At 70.0% G+C, this 17,163-nt stretch carries 17 protein-coding genes; 4 read left to right on the top strand and 13 right to left on the bottom strand.

The window, feature by feature from the left end; translation table 11 throughout:
• Nucleotides 1–75: 75 nt before the first annotated feature.
• Entirely contained in the window at nucleotides 76–516 is a 441-nt protein-coding gene (locus tag GUY61_RS19985) for a MarR family winged helix-turn-helix transcriptional regulator (protein WP_166631574.1), read from the bottom strand.
• A 90-nt stretch (nucleotides 517–606) separates the two neighbouring features.
• On the opposite strand from GUY61_RS19985, the gene GUY61_RS19980 reads away from it, so the two are divergent.
• Complete coding sequence (locus GUY61_RS19980) at nucleotides 607–1,626, top strand: NADP-dependent oxidoreductase (RefSeq protein ID WP_166631573.1); 1,020 nt, start codon at nucleotides 607–609, stop codon at nucleotides 1,624–1,626.
• Nucleotides 1,627–1,788: 162 nt separating this feature from the next.
• Here GUY61_RS19980 and GUY61_RS19975 read toward each other — a convergent pair whose 3' ends face one another.
• Nucleotides 1,789–2,040, bottom strand: coding sequence for a type II toxin-antitoxin system RelE/ParE family toxin (locus tag GUY61_RS19975; RefSeq protein WP_166631572.1), 252 nt, complete (start codon nucleotides 2,038–2,040; stop codon nucleotides 1,789–1,791).
• Nucleotides 2,037–2,318 (bottom strand): type II toxin-antitoxin system prevent-host-death family antitoxin, encoded by a 282-nt coding sequence (locus tag GUY61_RS19970; RefSeq protein WP_166631571.1) that lies wholly within the window; start codon nucleotides 2,316–2,318, stop codon nucleotides 2,037–2,039. Before GUY61_RS19970 ends, GUY61_RS19975 begins: the two co-directional genes overlap by 4 nt.
• A gap of 427 nt (nucleotides 2,319–2,745) precedes the next feature.
• Here GUY61_RS19970 and GUY61_RS19965 point away from each other — a divergent pair, with 427 nt between their 5' ends.
• Both GUY61_RS19965 and GUY61_RS19960 read left to right on the top strand, forming a co-directional pair.
• Entirely contained in the window at nucleotides 2,746–2,940 is a 195-nt protein-coding gene (locus GUY61_RS19965; protein ID WP_166631570.1) for a hypothetical protein, read from the top strand.
• 20 nt (nucleotides 2,941–2,960) lie between these two features.
• Nucleotides 2,961–4,484 carry an alpha-N-arabinofuranosidase gene (locus tag GUY61_RS19960; protein ID WP_166631569.1) on the top strand — a complete coding sequence of 508 codons (1,524 nt, stop codon included), beginning with the start codon at nucleotides 2,961–2,963 and terminating at the stop codon, nucleotides 4,482–4,484.
• A gap of 45 nt (nucleotides 4,485–4,529) precedes the next feature.
• Here GUY61_RS19960 and GUY61_RS19955 read toward each other — a convergent pair whose 3' ends face one another.
• From GUY61_RS19955 to GUY61_RS19910, 10 genes are all read right to left on the bottom strand, one after another.
• Nucleotides 4,530–5,231 (bottom strand): intradiol ring-cleavage dioxygenase, encoded by a 702-nt coding sequence (locus GUY61_RS19955; protein ID WP_398956167.1) that lies wholly within the window; start codon nucleotides 5,229–5,231, stop codon nucleotides 4,530–4,532.
• Between the two features lie 301 nt (nucleotides 5,232–5,532).
• A complete protein-coding gene (locus tag GUY61_RS19950; protein ID WP_208106211.1) occupies nucleotides 5,533–6,933 on the bottom strand; it encodes a histidinol-phosphate transaminase in 1,401 nt (466 codons plus the stop codon).
• Between the two features lie 104 nt (nucleotides 6,934–7,037).
• On the bottom strand, nucleotides 7,038–8,195 hold the full coding sequence (locus tag GUY61_RS19945; RefSeq protein WP_166631567.1) for an aldose epimerase family protein: 1,158 nt from the start codon (nucleotides 8,193–8,195) through the stop codon (nucleotides 7,038–7,040).
• A 38-nt stretch (nucleotides 8,196–8,233) separates the two neighbouring features.
• Nucleotides 8,234–9,478: a multiple monosaccharide ABC transporter permease gene (gene mmsB / locus GUY61_RS19940; protein WP_166631566.1), complete on the bottom strand. Its 1,245-nt coding sequence runs from the start codon at nucleotides 9,476–9,478 to the stop codon at nucleotides 8,234–8,236.
• Nucleotides 9,479–9,483: 5 nt separating this feature from the next.
• On the bottom strand, nucleotides 9,484–11,025 hold the full coding sequence (gene mmsA, locus GUY61_RS19935; RefSeq protein ID WP_166631565.1) for a multiple monosaccharide ABC transporter ATP-binding protein: 1,542 nt from the start codon (nucleotides 11,023–11,025) through the stop codon (nucleotides 9,484–9,486).
• A gap of 32 nt (nucleotides 11,026–11,057) precedes the next feature.
• On the bottom strand, nucleotides 11,058–12,167 hold the full coding sequence (gene chvE, locus GUY61_RS19930; RefSeq protein WP_166631564.1) for a multiple monosaccharide ABC transporter substrate-binding protein: 1,110 nt from the start codon (nucleotides 12,165–12,167) through the stop codon (nucleotides 11,058–11,060).
• A 120-nt stretch (nucleotides 12,168–12,287) separates the two neighbouring features.
• Nucleotides 12,288–13,259 carry a hypothetical protein gene (locus GUY61_RS19925; protein WP_166631563.1) on the bottom strand — a complete coding sequence of 324 codons (972 nt, stop codon included), beginning with the start codon at nucleotides 13,257–13,259 and terminating at the stop codon, nucleotides 12,288–12,290.
• A 288-nt stretch (nucleotides 13,260–13,547) separates the two neighbouring features.
• Nucleotides 13,548–14,582, bottom strand: a complete 1,035-nt coding sequence (locus GUY61_RS19920; RefSeq protein ID WP_166631562.1) for a zinc-binding dehydrogenase — start codon at nucleotides 14,580–14,582, stop codon at nucleotides 13,548–13,550.
• Entirely contained in the window at nucleotides 14,569–14,856 is a 288-nt protein-coding gene (locus GUY61_RS19915) for a hypothetical protein (RefSeq protein ID WP_166631561.1), read from the bottom strand. The genes GUY61_RS19920 and GUY61_RS19915 overlap by 14 nt, the downstream gene beginning before the upstream one ends.
• Nucleotides 14,853–16,016 (bottom strand): mandelate racemase/muconate lactonizing enzyme family protein, encoded by a 1,164-nt coding sequence (locus tag GUY61_RS19910; RefSeq protein WP_166631560.1) that lies wholly within the window; start codon nucleotides 16,014–16,016, stop codon nucleotides 14,853–14,855. Before GUY61_RS19910 ends, GUY61_RS19915 begins: the two co-directional genes overlap by 4 nt.
• 128 nt (nucleotides 16,017–16,144) lie before the next feature.
• Here GUY61_RS19910 and GUY61_RS19905 point away from each other — a divergent pair, with 128 nt between their 5' ends.
• On the top strand, nucleotides 16,145–16,939 hold the full coding sequence (locus GUY61_RS19905) for an EI24 domain-containing protein (protein ID WP_166631559.1): 795 nt from the start codon (nucleotides 16,145–16,147) through the stop codon (nucleotides 16,937–16,939).
• Nucleotides 16,940–17,163: the final 224 nt, after the last annotated feature.

Below are 17,163 nucleotides of genomic sequence, written 5' to 3'. Positions count from 1 at the left end.
CCACCGCACCGCGCCGCCGCGCTGCCCCGCCGCCGCCCCGCAGTGAGACCGATACCGCCTGCGGGGCCGGGGCCGTCAGCCGTTCTCGGGGACCGGCGTGCCCAGCATCCGCTTCAGTAGGTCCCGCAGCAGCGTGCGCTCGGTGACCGTGAGCTCCGCGAGCGGCTCGCGGGCGAAGTCGAGGGACTCGCGCAGCTGGGCCGCGATCCGGTGGCCCTCCTCCGTGGCGGCGGCGAGCTTGACGCGCCGGTCGACGGGGTCGGGGCGGCGTTCCACCAGCCCACGGGACTCCAGGCGGTCGACTATGCCGGTGACGTTCGACGGCTCGCACTTCAGCTTCTGGGCGATCCGGCGCATGGGAAGCGGGTCGGCGGAAAGAAGTCCCAGGACGCCCGCCTGCGCGCCGGTCAGCGCGTACTTGGCCGCCGCATCCTCGTACTCGTGGTGGTAGCGCGCCACGACGGACCCGATGAGGTCGACGACTTCGAGGGTCAGACGGTCTGAGGTATGGGCCATGCCCGCCATCCTACCCCGATACTTGACAACCTGAAATATTCAGGCGCATGGTTGTTTCATCTGCTGAAGTATTTCCTGGAGGATCCCCGCATGTCCGCACTCCCCACCACCGGCCGTGAGTGGCATCTCGTCGCGCGTCCGCAGGGCTGGCCCACGGCCGAGGACTTCGCGCTGCGCGAGGTGCCCGTTCAGGAGCCCGGCGAGGGGCAGATCCTCGTCCGGAACCTGTTCGTCTCCGTCGATCCCTACATGAGGGGGCGGATGAGCACGGCCAAGTCCTACGTCGCACCCTACGAGCTGGACAGGCCGATGGAGGGAGGGGCCGTCGGCCAGGTCGTGGCCTCCAATGCAGAGGGTTTCGAGGCGGGGGACCACGTCCTGCACTGGTTCGGCTGGCGCGAGTACGCGACGGTCCGCGCGAGGACGGCCGTCAAGGTGGACCCCGCGGCGGCGCCCCTGTCGGCGTACCTGGGCGTGCTCGGCATGACCGGCCTGACCGCGTACGCCGGCCTGCTGCGCACGGCCTCCTTCAAGGAGGGCGACGCGGTCTTCGTGTCCGGCGCGGCCGGCGCGGTCGGCAGCCAGGCCGGGCAGATCGCCAGGCTGAAGGGCGCCTCCCGGGTCATCGGCTCGGCCGGCTCCGACGAGAAGGTCAAGCTCCTCGTCGAGGAGTACGGCTTCGACGCCGCCTTCAACTACAAGAACGGCCCGGTCTCCGAGCAGTTGAGGGAGGCCGCCCCGGACGGCATCGACGTGTACTTCGACAACGTCGGCGGAGACCACCTGGAGGCCGCGATCGGCTCCCTCAACAGGGACGGCCGGATCGCCGTCTGCGGCATGATCTCCGTCTACAACGCCACCGAGCCGGCGCCCGGCCCGCGCAACCTCGCCCGCCTCATCCAGACCCGCGGCCACATCGAGGGCTTCCTCGTCGGAGACCACTACGACCTGCAGCCGCAGTTCGTCCAGGAGGTCGGAGCCTGGGTCCGCTCCGGCGAGCTTAAGTACCGCGAGACGGTCGTCGAGGGCATCGAGAACAACCTGGAGGCCTTCTTCGGCGTCCTGCGCGGCGACAACACGGGGAAGATGGTCGTCAAGGTCGGCGACTGACCGGGCTGGACCGGCGGGCCGCGACCCCACACCAGGTCGCGGCCCCCGGCACCTTCTTATACGGGTGACGGGCCGCCGGTGCTCAATGAGTACCCGCATTCCCGTCCGCTGCGCGCCGAGTGCCGTACATGACACTGCCGTTCCCCGGGCCGTGCCAATCGGCTAGAGCGCACGCCCCACTTTGAGGACCAGTACGGTGACTGTTTCCCGGTCCGGCCGGTACAGCACCCGCCAGTCGGCCACGGACAGCCGCCAGTAACCCGATCCACCCAGTTCCCGTGCCGTCGGCGGGTGGGGGTCGTCGGCCAGGGCGCGGACGGCGGCTGCGCAGTCCTTGGCCCCGGCGGGGTCGACCTGGCGAAGTCTGCGGAACTCGTCCATGGCCTGGTGCTGCCATACAACGGTGTGGTTCACGAGGCGGCTGCCTGGTGATCCTCGGTCTCCAGTTGGGCCATGAACTCGTCATGCGGCATCGGTGCACCCATTGCGGTGCTCTCGCGAGTCCGGGCTGCGGCGATGTCCGCCTCGTCCCGCAGTCTGCGCAGTTCGTTGAGATCCTCTATGGGGATCAGCGCGGCCGCCGGCTCGCCGTATTCGCTGATCAGAATCTGCTCATGCCCGTGGCGGACCCGACCGACGAGTTGCCCAAGCTGGTTTCTGGCTGCGACGAGGGGCACTGTCTCACTGTCCATAGCAGGGACTGTACACACCAGCGAGTGAGTACAGCAGCTGATCATTGATCTGCCACTCAAGAGGGTGGGCGACGCGAGCGTCGGCGCCAGCACGGATATGGCTCGGGGCCGCGTTCCGGGGATGCGTGGCGGCCCCGGCTCTCCGGGCCCACGCGTACCTGCCTCGTGAGGGGATGCGTACGCGAGGTGTACCGCCTCAACCCGCCCGCAACAAGAGGGCCTTGCCGTCACTGGGCCACCCGTGCCGTCCGTTCGACGGCATTCGACGGCACGGCCGCCGGCGATTTCCGCGGATCCTGCGCGAAGCGTTGACGCGGCAGAAAACGCATCCTAACTTCCCGTTCGAAGTTCCGAGCGATGTTCGATATTACGGACGGTGGATTACGGGCAGCCATGCCGGTTCCGCCGGCCGACGCAGGGGGCCGCCATGCAACCGTCCTCACGACCAGCCCTCCTCAACCGGCGCACCATGCTCGGCGGGCTCGGCGGGCTCGGCGGGCTCGGCGGGCTCGGCGGGCTCGGCGGGCTCGGCGGGCTCGGCGGGCTCGGGGCGCCCGCCGTCGCCGTCGCCACCACACCGGCTCGCCGGCCGGTTACCTCCGGCCGGGACCCCGTGCAGTGAAACTCTCCTGAGAGGACGTCATGTCTCGTACCGCCCACTTCACCCTCGACCCCGCCTTCACCGTCGGCGATGTCGACCCGCGGCTCTTCGGCTCGTTCGTCGAACACCTCGGCCGCTGCGTCTACACCGGCGTCCACGAGCCGGGGCACCCCGCGGCCGACGAGGCCGGGCTGCGCACCGACGTCCTGGAGCTGGTACGCGAACTCGGCGTCACGGTCGTCCGCTACCCCGGCGGCAACTTCGTCTCCGGCTACAAGTGGGAGGATTCCGTCGGACCGGTCGAGGAGCGGCCGCGCCGGCTGGACCTGGCATGGCGGTCGACGGAGAGCAACCGCTTCGGCCTGAGCGAGTACATCGCCTTCCTGAAGAGGATCGGACCGCAGGCGGAGCCGATGATGGCCCTCAACCTGGGGACTCGGGGCGTCGCAGAGGCCCTGGAACTCCAGGAGTACGCCAACCACCCCTCCGGCACCGCCCTGTCCGACCTGCGGGCCGCGCACGGCGACAAGGACCCCTTCGGCATCCGCCTGTGGTGTCTCGGCAACGAGATGGACGGGCCCTGGCAGACCGGCCACAAGACGGCCGAGGAGTACGGCCGGCTGGCCGCCGAGACCGCCCGCGCCATGCGGCAGATCGACCCGGGCGTGGAACTGGTCGCCTGCGGCTCCTCCGGGCAGTCCATGCCGACCTTCGCCGAGTGGGAGGCGAAGGTCCTGATGGAGACGTACGACCTCGTCGACCACATCTCGCTGCACGCCTACTACGAGGAGCTCGACGGGGACCGGGACTCCTTCCTCGCCTCCGCCGTCGACATGGAGTCGTTCATCGAGAACGTGGTCGCGACCTGCGACCACATCGGCGCCCGGCTGAAGTCGAAGAAGCGGATCAGGCTCTCCTTCGACGAGTGGAACGTCTGGTACATGAGCCGCTTCCAGCAGCAGGAGCGGGAGAACCCGCCGGCCTGGCCCGAGGCGCCGCGGCTGCTGGAGGACAGCTACTCGGTCACCGACGCCGTGGTCTTCGGCTCCCTGCTCATCGCGCTGCTGCGGCACGCCGACCGGGTCGCCGTCGCCTGCCTCGCCCAGCTGGTCAACGTCATCGCGCCGATCATGACCGAGCCGGGCGGACCCGCGTGGCGGCAGACCACCTTCTTCCCGTTCGCGCAGGCCTCCCGGTACGGGCGCGGCCGGGTCCTCGACGTACGGGCCGCATCGCCGGTGTACGAGACCGCGCGGTACGGCGAGGTGCCCCTGCTGCACGCCACGGCGGTCCGCGTCCCGGAGTCGGGCGCGGTCACGGTCTTCGCCGTCAACCGCGCACAGCACGAGCCGCTGCCCCTGGAGGTGGCACTGCGCGGCCTGGGGCTGGGGGAGGTGGTGGAGCACAGCGTGCTCGCGGACGCCGACCCCGAGGCGCGTAACACCCTTCAGGACCCGGACCGCGTCGCCCCGCACCCTGCGGCACCGGAGGGCACCGCCCTGGCGGACGGCACCCTCCGTACGACGCTGGAGCCGATGTCCTGGAACGTGATCCGGCTGGCGTGAGCGCGGGGCGCTGACATGTGGCGGCCGGCCCCGCGAAGTACGCGGCTAGCGCTCCACGCCGAGGGTGAGGGTGGCGCGGTACCCGGCGGAGGGCGAACCGCCCAGCGCCGTGAGGCCGACCAGACCGGAGGCCGCGCCCCCGCCGTCGTAGATGGAGTCCTGGGAGAGAGTGGTGCGGGTGACGGTGTTCGTGGAGTAGGGAGAGACCCGGGCGACCGCCGCCGTCACGGACTCGTCGAAGAACAGCTGCCCGGTGTGGAGTTCCTGGCCGCCGGTGAACGAACCGTCGGAGGTCAGGGTCACCCCGGTGTGCACCTTGACGTGGATGTGGATGCAGCGGCCCCGGTACCAGCCGGGGTACACGGTGGTGATGTTCGCGACGCCGCCGGCATTCGTGAGCACGCCGCCGCGCAGGAAGGTGCCGTTGTCGGGTTCCTGGTGCCCGTTGTTGCCGACGTACCCGGAGTACTCGCCGAGCGCGTCGGCGTGCCAGATCTCGACGAGGGCGTTCGCCAGGGTCGCGCAGGTGTCGTCGTCGACGACGGTGAGGGCGAGCTCTAAGGGCACGCCCGCCTTGTCCTCGCTGATGTCGGCCCGGACGAGGGCACCGCCGAGGTAGTAGGGGCCTTCGGTCATCTCCTTGGTGAGGGTGCAGACGGCGGCCGAGTCGGCGGTGCCGGCGGCCGGTGCGGCCGCCCCGGGGGCGGACGGGCCCTGGGCGGCGGCACCCGCGGCGCCGATTCCCACGGCCGCGGCCGCGGCGGTGGCTCCGGTGGCGAGCAGTACGGTCCTGCGTCCGACGGGGGACGAGTGTCTGTCATGAACACGGCACCGTAGGGACGCTTCCTGTGGATCGCATGGCAGCGGGCTGTGATTTCGGCAAAGCCGGCGGCTGTGGCCCCAGGGGCGTCCGGCGCGGAATCGGCCGGTGTGAAGCGTTGACGCGCAAGCGGTTCAGCGGTCCTGGCTGAGAACGGCTGCCGGCAGCGGCAGCTGCGTCCGGCCTGAGCAAGGGCCGGATCCGGACCCCGGACGCGGCCCCGCGGCGTCAGGCCCCCGAGATCAGCCGGTCCACCGCCGCCGTGCCCGAGGTGTAGCCCCTGGCCATCGCCATGGGGGCCGGCGGAGCGCCGGCACCCGTCGCCTGGGCCGCGGGAGCCGGCGCCTGCGCCGACGCCGTGGGGCGCATCTGGGCCGGGACCAGCCCGAGGCCCTGGTGCTGGCTCATGGGCTGCTGCGCCTGCTGCATCCGGTCCGGGACCTGCTGGGGCACCTGCGCCAGCATCGGCGCGGGCGGGGGCGGCGGCACCTGGGCGGGAGCGGCGGCGACATGGCGGCCGTACAGCACCTGTTCCATCCCCGAAATCAGGCGTTGCACCTCCTCCGGCTGCCGCACGACCAGCCGCAGGAACCGGCTGGAGGAGCCCACCTTGTTGCCGCACTCGCGCACCAGCACCCCGTGCTCGGAGAGCAGCCGGTCCCGCAGCACCGCCCCGTCCACGCCCTCCGGCAGCCGTACGAAGGCGAAGTTGCCCTGGGAGGGGTAGACGGTGAGACCGGGCAGCTGGGCGAGACGTGCGATCATCTCCTGGCGGTCCTGGCGGGCACGCTCCAGGCTCTCCCGGTACTCCTGGCGGTGCTCCTTGAGCATGAACACCACGTGCTCGGCGAAGGCGTTGAGGTTCCACTTCGGGAGCATCGAGCGGACCCGTCCGGCCAGCGCCGGGTTGGCGACGAGGTAGCCGAACCGCACCCCGTGCAGACCGAAGTTCTTGCCGAGGCTGCGCAGCACGATGACATTGGGGCGCAGCACGGCCTCCCCGACGATGCTGGTCTCCTGGGCCGAGTCGGCGAACTCGAGGAAGGACTCGTCGACGATCACCAGATCGAGGTCCTGGAGCGAGTCGCAAAGGGACAGCACCTGAGCTTTCGTCAGCAGGCCCCCGTCCGGGTTGTTGGGGTTGCAGACGACGGCGGTGCGCGAGCCTCTGGTGCGGATGAACTGGACGAAGGCGCTGGGATCGAGCTGGAAGCCGTGGGCTTCGGGCAGCAGGTACATGTCCACGCGCTTGCCGGTCTCCATCGGCTGGTCGGTCCAGCGGCCGAAGGTGGGCACGGGCACGGCGAGCGACTCGCGCACCAGCAGGTGGTCGATCCAGGTGATGAGCTCCGTGGATCCGTTGCCCATGGCGACGGTCTGCGGATTGAGGCCGAGCACCTGGCACAGCTCGGCGGTGATGGTGTCCGCGCCGCTCGGGTAGTAGGTGAGGATGTCGCGGATCCTCGCGCCCATCTCCTCGAACATCTGCGGCGTGGGGAAGTACGGATTGCACGGGATGCAGAAGTCGGCGATCTGGCCGGCCGCTCCGCCACTCGCCCGGTTGAGCATGGAGATCGAGGGGCTGTGTGCGGTGGACGCACGGAACAGTGCGGTGACATTCCCGGCCATTGCCTGCCTTCCCTGCCGTGGGCGGCCCGCACGGGTGTGGGCGGGCCGCCGAGTTATACGGATCCGGCAGAGACGGTGTTCAACGCGAGTGGCTGCCGGGGCACTTACGCCCCGAAGCTGTGCACCGTCGTCGAACGGTAGGTCCGGCCCGGCCTGAGCACCGTCGACGGGAACGACGGCTGGTTCGGCGAGTCCGGGTAGTGCTGGGTCTCCAGGCACAGGGCGTCACCCTGCCGGTAGGTCCGGCCCGAGGTGCCCACCAGCGTCCCGTCGAGGAAGTTGCCGGAGTAGAACTGCAGCCCCGGCTCGGTGGTGGACACCTTCAGCGTGCGGCCCGAGGACGGGTCCCTCAGGGTCGCGACGTGCCGCGGCTGTGAGGTGACGCCCTTGTCGAGCACCCAGTTGTGGTCGAAGCCCTTGCCGTACAGCAACTGCTGGTGGCCGGCCCGGATGTCCTTCCCGATCCGTTTGCCGCCGCGGAAGTCGAAGGGCGTGCCGGCGACCTCCGCCGTCCGTCCGGTCGGGATGAGACCGGAGTCGACCGGGGTGTAGCGCGACGCGGCGACGGACAGCTCGTGGTCGTACACGGAGCCGCTGCCCTCGCCCGCCAGGTTCCAGTAGACGTGGCTGGTGAGGTTGACGACGGTGGCCCGGTCCGTGGTGGCCTCGTAGTCGACGCGCCAGTCCCCGCGGTCGTTCAGGGTGTAGGTGACCCGCACCCTGAGCGTGCCGGGATAGCCCATCTCGCCGTCCGGGCTCGTGTAGTGCAGCCGCAGGCCCACTGACTGGGAGCCGTTGAAGGGCTCGACGTCCCAGACCCGCTTGTCGAAGCCCTCATTCCCGCCGTGCAGGCTGTTCTCCCCGTCGTTGACGGGGAGCTGGTACGTCTTCCCGTCGAGGGTGAACCGGCCCCGGGCGATGCGGTTGCCGAACCGCCCGATGAGCGCCCCGAAGTAGGGGCTGGACGAGACGTAGTCCGCGAGGTCGTCGAAGCCGAGCGAGACGTTCCTGCGGCGCCCGTGCCGGTCGGGGATCTCCAGGGACTGCACGATCCCGCCGTACGACAGGACCCGCATCCGGGTCCCGCCCCGGGCCAGCGAGTACGCGTACACCTTGGTGCCGTCGGCAAGCCGGCCGAACAGCTCCTTCTTGGGCTTCACGGTGCGGTTTCCGCTCTCCGCCGCGCGGGCGGTCGTGGCCGTCGCCGCGGCGAGGCCGGCTGCCCCTGCCGCGGTCAGGATGGTGCGTCTGCTCGTGTCCACAGCGACTCCGATTCCGGTGAGTGACGAGACTGACTGCCTTACGAACCGACCTTTCGCTTGTTCCACACGTCGAAGCCGACCGCGGCGAGCAGGACGAGCCCCTTGATGACCTGCTGCCAGTCGGTGCCGACACCGACGAGGTTCATGCCGTTGTTGAGCACGCCCAGCACCAGACCGCCGATGATGGCGCCGAGCACCGTGCCCACACCGCCGCTCATCGACGCGCCGCCGATGAAGGCGGCCGCGATGGCCTCCAGTTCGAAGTTGAGACCGGCCTTCGGCGAGGCCGCGTTGAAGCGGGCGGCGAAGACCAGGCCCGCGATGGCGGCGAGCATGCCCATGTTCACGAAGACCAGGAAGGTGACCCGCTTGTCCTTCACGCCGGACAGCTTCGCGGCGGGGAGGTTGCCGCCGATCGCGTACACGTGGCGGCCGATGACCGCGTTGCGCATCACATAGCCGAAGCCGACGAGCAGGACCGCCAGGATCAGCAGCACCACGGGCGCGCCCTTGTAGCTGGCGAGCAGCATGGTGAAGACCAGGACGGCGGCGATCAGCGCGACCAGCTTCAGCAGGAAGAGGTTGCGGGGCGGCACCTCCAGCTCGTACTCCTGCTGCCGCTTGCGGTCGCGCACTTCCTGGAGCACCACGAAGACGATCAGTACGAGGCCGAGCAGCAGGGTCAGGTTGTGGTAGTTGGTGTCCGGGCCGACCTCGGGAAGGAAGCCGTTGGCGACGGTCTGCAGCCCGTCGGGGAAGGGGCCCAGGGTCTGGCCGCCGAGGAAGATCTCCGTGAACCCGCGGAAGATGAGCATCCCCGCGAGGGTCACGATGAACGACGGTATGCCCACGTAGGCGATGAAGTAGCCCTGGGCGGCGCCGGCGACCACCCCGATCGCCACCACGACGAGCAGGGCGAGTGGCCAGGGCAGCTTGTTCTCGACCATCAGCACCGCGGCGACCGCTCCGACGAAGGCCGTGAGCGAGCCGACGGACAGGTCGATGTGGCCCGAGATGATGACGATCATCATGCCGATCGCCAGGATCAGGATGTAGCTGTTCTGCAGCACCAGGTTGGAGACATTGCGCGGCAGCAGCAGGTCTCCGCCGGTCCACACGGCGAACAGGGCCACGATCAGACCGAGGGCGATCAGCATTCCGTACTGCCGCATATTGCGGCGCATGCCGTCCACCAGCAGCCCGGCGAGGCCGGATTCCTGCGCAGCCGGCCCGCTCGGCCGCTTCGCGTCGGGCGGGGTCTCGGCGGTTGTGTTCGCGCCCATCACTCTTACCTCTTGTCCTTGGTCATGAACCGCATCAGCACTTCCTGCGTGGCCTCGGCCCGCGGGACCTCGCCGGTGACCCGGCCGGCGGACATCGTGTAGATGCGGTCGCACATGCCGAGGAGTTCGGGGAGCTCCGAGGAGATGAAGACGACCGCCTTGCCCTCGGCGGCCAGCTTGTCGATGACGGTGTAGATCTCGTACTTGGCGCCCACGTCGATACCGCGGGTCGGCTCGTCCAGGATCAGCACATCCGGGCCGGCGAAGATCCACTTGCTGAGGACGACCTTCTGCTGGTTGCCGCCGGACAGCTTCCCGACCGGCTCGAAGACGTTGGGCGCCTTGATGTTCATGCTGGTGCGGTACGACTCCGCGACTCTGCGCTCCTCGTGCTCGTCGACGATGCCGCGCGTGGCGACCTTGGGCAGGGCGCTCAGCGTGATGTTGCGCCCGATGGTGTCGATGAGGTTGAGCCCGTAGTGCTTGCGGTCCTCGGTGACGTACGCGATGCCGTGCTCGACCGCCTCGGGGACGGTCCTGGTGCGGATCTCCCGGCCGTCCTTGAGGACGGTGCCGCCGGCGTGGCGGCCGTAGGAACGCCCGAAGACGCTCATCGCGAGCTCCGTGCGGCCCGCGCCCATCAGGCCGGCGATGCCGACGATCTCGCCCCGCCGGACATTGAGCGAGACACCGTCGACGACCTTGCGCTGCTGGTCGATCGGATGGTGCACGGTCCAGTCCCGGATCTCCAGGGCGGGATGCGCCCCGGGCTCGGGGTGGTGCGGGGTGCGCTCGGGGAAGCGGTGGTCGAGGTCGCGGCCGACCATGCCGCGGATGATCCGCTCCTCCGTGGTCGCGGCGGCCTTCACGTCGAGGGTCTCGATGGTCCGGCCGTCGCGGATGATCGTCACCGAGTCGGCGACCCGGGAGATCTCGTTGAGCTTGTGGGAGATGATGATCGAGGTGATCCCCTGGGCCTTCAGCTCCAGAATGAGATCGAGGAGTTTGCCGCTGTCCTCGTCGTTGAGCGCGGCCGTCGGCTCGTCCAGGATCAGCAGCTTCACCTCCTTCGACAGCGCCTTGGCGATCTCGACGAGCTGCTGCTTGCCGACACCGATGTCCGCCACCCGGGTGCCCGGGTGTTCGTCCAGGCCCACCCGCTTGAGCAGGGCGGACGCGTGCCGCAGGGTCTCGTTCCAGCTGATGACCCCGCGGCTCGCGTGTTCGTTGCCGAGGAAGATGTTCTCCGCGATGGAGAGGTAGGGCACCAGGGCGAGCTCCTGGTGGATGATGACGATTCCGCGCTTCTCGCTCGCCCTGATGTCCCTGAACCGGCACGGCTCGCCCTGGAAGAGGATGTCCCCCTCGTAGCTGCCGTGCGGATGGACACCGCTGAGGACCTTCATCAGCGTCGACTTGCCGGCGCCGTTCTCCCCGCAGATGGCGTGGACCTCGCCCTCGCGGACAGTCAGGGAGACGTCCGACAGCGCCTTGACGCCGGGGAAGGTCTTGACGATCGAGCGCATTTCCAGGACGGGTCCCGCCATGGTCGTGCCTTTCCTTCAGGGATGTACGGGGATCAGCCGAGGTCGCTCTCCTTGATGTATCCGGAGTCCACGACGACCTCCTTGTAGTTGCCCTTGTCGACGCTGATCGGGTCGAGCAGGTAGGCCGGGACGACCTTCTTCTCGTTGTCGTAGGTCTTGTCGTCGTTGATCTCGGGCTTCTTGTCGTTCAGCACCGCGTCGACCATGTCCGAGGCGACCTTGGCGAGTTCGCGGGTGTCCTTGTAGACGGTCATCGTCTGCTCGCCGGCGATGATCGACTTCACCGAGGCGACCTCGGCGTCCTGGCCGGTGACGATCGGCAGAGGCTTGGACTTGCTGCCGTAGTCGTCGGACTTCAGCGCGGAGAGGATGCCGATGGAGATGCCGTCGTAGGGCGAGAGGACCGCGTCGACCCTGTCCTTGGCGTAGGAGGAGGTCAGCAGGTCGTCCATGCGCTTCTGCGCGGTGCCGCCGTCCCAGCGCAGCGTGGTGACCTGGTTGAGCTTGGTCTGGCCGGACTTGACGACGAGCTTCTCGTCGTCGATGTACGGCTGGAGGACGTTCATCGCGCCCTGGAAGAAGTAGCGCGTGTTGTTGTCGTCGTTCGAGCCGGCGAACAGCTCGATGTTGAACGGGCCCTTCTCGCTGCCGTCCTTCAGCCCCAGCTTCTCCACGATGTACGTGGCCTGGAGCTCGCCGACCTTCTCGTTGTCGAAGGAGGCGTAGTAGTCGACGTTCTCGCTGCCGAGGATGAGGCGGTCGTAGGAGATGACCGGGATGTCGGCGTCGGCGGCCTGCTGGAGGACGTTGCCGAGCGCGCGGCCGTCGATCGCCGCGATCACCAGCGCGTCCACACCCTGGGTGATCATGTTCTCGAGCTGCGAGACCTGCTGGTCCGGGTCGTCCTCGGCGTACTGCAGGGTGGTCTTGTAGCCCGCCTTCTTCAGCGAGGCGACCATGTTGTTGCCGTCGGCGATCCACCTCTCGGAGGACTTGGTCGGCATCGCGATGCCGACGGTCGCGTCCCCGGCGCTCTTCTTCTCCTCGCTGCCACCCTCGCTGTCCTGCCCGCAGGCGGTGAGGGTGAGGGACAGGGCAGCCGCTATGGAGGCGGCGGTAACTGCGACTCTGCGGTTACGCATGGTGATCATTCCTAGTTTCGAAGGGTGCTGTGTCGTCGGCGGCGATGAACATCTGTGTGCGAAGGCGCGTTGGATTGTGCGCGCTTCTGCGGCGTTCTGTGAAGCGACTTTGTGAGAGCGTTATGCGGGAAGGGCAAATCTGTTGAGTTGACCCGGCAGCCGTGAGCCAAGTGGCGACATGTTGCCGTCGGCGCCGTGGCGGGCCAGCAGGTCGAGCACCAGGCGGCCGCGACGCACCCGTTCCCGGGCGGTGTCGAGGGTGGCGTCCCGCAGATGCGCCCCGTAGGGGTAGATGCCGGGGGCCTTGCTGAGGCCGAACTTCAGGTAGAGGGGAGCGCCGCGCCTGATGAGCTCGGCCGCCTCGTACATCCGGATGTAGCCGCCGAGGTCGTCGGGGGCCTCGATGTAGAGATCCATGGGTGCCCGGCTGGCCCGGCGGATCTCGGTGATGTGCTGGAGGGTGAGGTCTGACGGGATGTTCACGGAGTCCGCGCCCAGACGCTCGTAGACCGCGTACGAGGCCGGGTTGACCGGGCCGATGAGCGCGGAGGCCTTGAGGGTGGTGTCCGCGGGCAGCACGCCCTGCTCGCGCAGCCGGTGCAGTGTCCACAGCACCCCCTCGTCGGCGATCAGCAGGCACTTCACGCCGAGCCCGGTGGCCCGGATCGCGTCCTCCACGCACCCGGCCACGGCGTCGTGGCCGCGGGCGCGCAGCCCGGCGCCGCCGGAGAGGGTGCGGGTGGAGGCGCCGATGTCCCAGGTGCCGCGCGGTCCCGTGAACAGGCACAGTTCGATGTCCCGCTCGGCGCACGCCTCGGCCATCTCGGTGATCTCGGCGTCCGTGAGCATCCAGATGCCGCTGCCCTGGCTGATCCGGTGTACCGGAACGTCGAGCCGTGAGGACTCCTTGAGGACGACGGACAGTGCCTCGGGGCCCTCCACGGAGGGGATCTCCGTGCGCCAGGTGCCCCCGTCGGGGAAGGCGTGCGCGGAGGAGTCCGCCGGGTCGGGGTCGGGCGCCCCGAGCCCGAGCCGACCGAGGGCGCTCTCGCCGGGCCGGCGGTGACCTGTGTTCCCAGTGAGTTCGGGCACGGGACTCCTTGTCGTTCGTGTTCGGTATTTCGAATGAGGTTCGGGGAAATGGGTGCGCGCCGGTGCGGGCCCGTCAGGTGACGCGCACCGGCGCGCGGTTCAGGGCGTGTTTCGAAAGTCCCGTCCGGCTGGGGGCGCCCGGCACGCACTCCCCCGTGGCCCTCCGGGCACGGGAGGTGCCCCCACGCGGCGTTGTCGGTCGTCGGCGCAGCCCGCTGCGCTCTCCTCCCTCCGCCTTGCGATCGCACGCACCGGACGCCCCCAGCCCCGCCCTGCGGGCGGACGACGCTACTTTCGAAACACGCCCTGGGGCCGCAGCAGGACCTTGCCCACCTTGGGATCGCCGCTGCCGACCAGCTCGATGGCCCGGGCGAACTCGGTGAGCGGCAGCTCGTGCGTGACCAGCGGCAGCGGGTCGAGCAGGCCGGCGCCGAACATCCGCACCGCGTGCGACCACGCGGTGGGCGGGGCGCCGAAGACGGTCTGCGTCTCGATCTGCCGTACCACCAGATCGGTCGGGTCGAGACCGGCGGCGCCAGGTGCCGGGATGCCGGTCAGGACCAGCCGGCCGCCGCGGCGCAGCAGGGCCGCCGAGGCGCGCGCCGCCGACGCGGAGCCGGCCGTCTCGATGACGGCGTCGAACTCCCCGAGGCCGCCGAGCGCGTCGCGGGTGCGGAACGCCGTCGCGCCGAAGGACAGGGACAACTGCTCGCGGTCGGGCCGGGTACCGACCACCAGCAGCTCGGCGGGGGAGACCGCCTTGAGGAACTGCACGGCGATCATGCCCAGCGTGCCGGTGCCCACCATGGCCACCCGCTCACCGGGCCGCGCGTCCGCCTTGAGCGCGGCCGCCGCGATGCAGGCGGCCGGTTCGAGCAGGGCGGCGGCCGTGAGGTCGGCGTCGTCGGGCAGTACGTGCAGCAGCCGGGCCGGCAGCGTCAGCGTGGCCGCCATGGCCCCGGGCAGGGTGAACCCGGTCTCCTCGTATCCGGCGGTGCACAGCGTGGTCTCGCCCGCGTGGCACCGCTCGCACACCTGGCAGTTGCGGAAGCCCTCCCCGACCACCTTGCGCCCGACCAGGTCCTGGGGCACTCCCGCGCCGACCTCGTCGACGGTCCCGGACCACTCGTGTCCGGGCGTCACGGGGTAGCGCACATATCCCTCGGGCCGGTTGCCCTGGTAGATCTCCCGGTCGCTGCCGCAGATGCCGGACGCGTGCACCCGCACCAGCGCGTCCCCGGGGCCGGGCGCGGCCGGCACCCGCTCGACGAGCCGGTACGCCCCGGGGGCGTCGAGGACGAGTGCGACGTCAGCGCTGCTCATGAGCGGTCTCCTTCGCCGGCTGCGGTGCCGGGGCCCCCCGGCCCTCCGCCGTCGCCGGGGGATCGAGGTAGCTGGCGCCCCGGACGCCCGCGGGCCAGGCCCCGGCACCCTGGGGCCGCTGCGGCGGGGCGAGGCCGGCGAGCAGTCTGGTCGCCGCGGCGGGGGTGAGCCGCCCGACGCTCCTGAACGGCGCCGTGCCGCCCGGCGGGGGTCCCGCGGGCGCCGGGGCCTGCGGTGCCTCTTCCGCACCCGTTCTCGCTGCTTCGTCGCTCATCCGGTGCCCTTGGGGTTGCGCTTCTCCCAGCCGTCCGCGAACAGATCGAAGCGTGCCTGCTGCTGAGGGAACTCCGCCGCGGCCTCCACGTCGAACTCGACGCCGAGACCCGGTTCGCGGGAGAGCTGGAAGTAGCCGTCGACGACCTGGGGGGCGCCCTTGACGACCTTCTTGATCTCCGCGTCCGCGAAGTCGTTGAAGTGTTCGAGGATCTTGAAGTTGGGAGTGCAGCCGGCGACCTGGAGGGAGGCCGCTGTCAGCACCGGGCCGCCGACATTGTGCGGGGCGACCAGCACATAGTGGGTCTCGGCGGTAGCGGCGAGCTTGCGGGTCTCCAGGATGCCGCCGATGTGGCCCACATCCGGCTGGATGATGTCCGCGGCCTGGGACTCGAAGAGCTCGCGGAACTCGATGCGGTCGTGGATGCGCTCGCCCGTCGCCACCGGCAGGTCCACCTTCTCGGCGACCTTGCGCAGCGCCTTGAGGTTCTCCGGCGGCACCGGCTCCTCCAGCCACGCGGGCCTGAACGGTGCCATCTCGTGCGCCAGCCGGACCGCGGTGGCGGGAGAGAAACGGCCGTGCATCTCCAGCATCAGTTCCGTCTCGGGGCCGATGGCGTCGCGCACCGCCTCGATCAGCGAGACCGCGTACAGCGTCTCCTCGTGGTCGAGCTCCATGCGCCCGGCGCCGAAGGGGTCGATCTTCAGCGCCCGGTAGCCGCGCTCGATCACGCCCTGGGCCGCCTTGTGGTACGCCTCGGGCGTCCGCTCGGTGGTGTACCAGCCGTTGGCGTAGGCCTTGATCCGCCCGTCCGGGTGTGCCAGGCCGCCCAGCAGCTGCCACACCGGGACGCCGAGCGCCTTGCCCTTGATGTCCCAGCAGGCCGTCTCCACCACCGCGATGCCGGACATCACGATCTCCCCGGCCCGCCCGTAGTCCCCGTACTTCATCCGGCGGACCAGGTCCTCCACGGCGAAGGGGTCGGAGCCCACGATGTGGTTGGCCTCGGCCTCCCGCAGGTAGCCCACCAGGGCGTCGGTGTGGCCGAGCATGCGGGTCTCGCCGACACCGGTCAGGCCCTCGTCGGTGTGGACGAGGACATGGGTGAGGTTGCGCCAGGGGGTCCCGACGACGTGCGTGCTGATTCCCGTAATACGCAAGGCCATTGCCCCTTGGTTGTTCGGTATTTCGTCACACGTTCGAAATGCTGGCGTGAAGGTAGCCACGTACAGCGAAGGGTGTCAATGGGTCACGCACGAGGCGGCCCGACCGTTATTACCCTGTCCCTATGCGCGATCTTGGAACGGGCTTCGGCTATCTGATGAAGGGCCAGCGGTGGGTGGTCCGCAGCGGCCGCCGCTACGGCCTCGGCCTGCTGCCCGGGCTGATCACCCTGGTGCTCTACGCGGGGGCCCTGACCGCCCTCGCCTTCTGGGCGGACGACCTCGTCGCCTGGTCGACCCCGTTCGCCGGCGGCTGGGGTTCCCCCTGGACCGGCCTCTTCCGGGGCCTGCTCACCGCCCTGCTCTGGGCCCTGTCGCTGCTGCTCTCCGTGATCACCTTCACCGCCGTGACCCTGCTGGTCGGGCAGCCGTTCTACGAGTCGCTGTCCGAGCAGGTCGAGAGGGACGCCGACGAGGACGGTGTCGTCCCCGAGTCCGGGCTGCCGCTCTGGCGCGAGCTGGTGATCTCCGCCCGCGAGAGCCTCGCCGTGCTGGCCAGGGTCGCGCTGTACGGTGTGCTGCTCTTCGCGGCCGGTTTCCTGCCCGTCCTGGGCCAGACCCTGGTGCCCGCCATCGGCTTCTGCGTCACCGGCTACTTCCTCACCCAGGAGCTGACGGCCGTCGCCTTCCAGCGCCGCCGCGTCTCCCTGAAGGAACGGCTCGCCGTGCTGCGAGGCCGCCGGATGCTGGCCCTGGGCTTCGGGGTGCCGCTGACCCTGGCCTTCCTCGTCCCGCTGGCGGCGGTCTTCCTGATGCCGGGCGCGGTCGCCGGAGCGACGCTCATGGCCAGGGACCTCGTGGAGCCGGACGCCGGCGGCACGTCCTCCCGCCCCTCCCTCACCAAGGCCCCGACGGCCTGACCCGCACCGGGGGCGGCCTCCCCGGGCCGCCGGCGCGGCACGGCCGCGCCCCGCGGGGGCGGGCCCACCTGCCCAGCACGACATACGGCGCTGACTCCTTTGCCCGGCGCGACGAAAGGCGGCCGCCCCATGCGGCCGTCACCCGCACCGTACAGCCAACTCGCGTGCTCTATTGACCACTTGGGGGGTGGTGTCACGGCCGCGGAGGCCGCGCGGTGAACAGC

This window comes from Streptomyces sp. GC420, assembly GCF_009916105.1.
GTDB lineage: Bacteria > Actinomycetota > Actinomycetes > Streptomycetales > Streptomycetaceae > Streptomyces.
This window is presented reverse-complemented; position numbering and strand designations above follow the sequence as displayed.

Excerpts from the sequence above, each read along its gene's own strand:
- GUY61_RS19985 (WP_166631574.1), bottom strand. The coding sequence starts at position 516 with ATGGCCCATACCTCAGACCGTCTGACCCTCGAAGTCGTCGACCTCATC.
- GUY61_RS19980 (WP_166631573.1), top strand. The coding sequence starts at position 607 with ATGTCCGCACTCCCCACCACCGGCCGTGAGTGGCATCTCGTCGCGCGT.
- GUY61_RS19970 (WP_166631571.1), bottom strand. The coding sequence starts at position 2,318 with ATGGACAGTGAGACAGTGCCCCTCGTCGCAGCCAGAAACCAGCTTGGG.
- GUY61_RS19965 (WP_166631570.1), top strand. The coding sequence starts at position 2,746 with ATGCAACCGTCCTCACGACCAGCCCTCCTCAACCGGCGCACCATGCTC.
- GUY61_RS19960 (WP_166631569.1), top strand. The coding sequence starts at position 2,961 with ATGTCTCGTACCGCCCACTTCACCCTCGACCCCGCCTTCACCGTCGGC.
- GUY61_RS19950 (WP_208106211.1), bottom strand. The coding sequence starts at position 6,933 with ATGGCCGGGAATGTCACCGCACTGTTCCGTGCGTCCACCGCACACAGC.
- mmsB (WP_166631566.1), bottom strand. The coding sequence starts at position 9,478 with ATGGGCGCGAACACAACCGCCGAGACCCCGCCCGACGCGAAGCGGCCG.
- mmsA (WP_166631565.1), bottom strand. The coding sequence starts at position 11,025 with ATGGCGGGACCCGTCCTGGAAATGCGCTCGATCGTCAAGACCTTCCCC.
- chvE (WP_166631564.1), bottom strand. The coding sequence starts at position 12,167 with ATGCGTAACCGCAGAGTCGCAGTTACCGCCGCCTCCATAGCGGCTGCC.
- GUY61_RS19920 (WP_166631562.1), bottom strand. The coding sequence starts at position 14,582 with ATGAGCAGCGCTGACGTCGCACTCGTCCTCGACGCCCCCGGGGCGTAC.
- GUY61_RS19915 (WP_166631561.1), bottom strand. The coding sequence starts at position 14,856 with ATGAGCGACGAAGCAGCGAGAACGGGTGCGGAAGAGGCACCGCAGGCC.
- GUY61_RS19905 (WP_166631559.1), top strand. The coding sequence starts at position 16,145 with ATGCGCGATCTTGGAACGGGCTTCGGCTATCTGATGAAGGGCCAGCGG.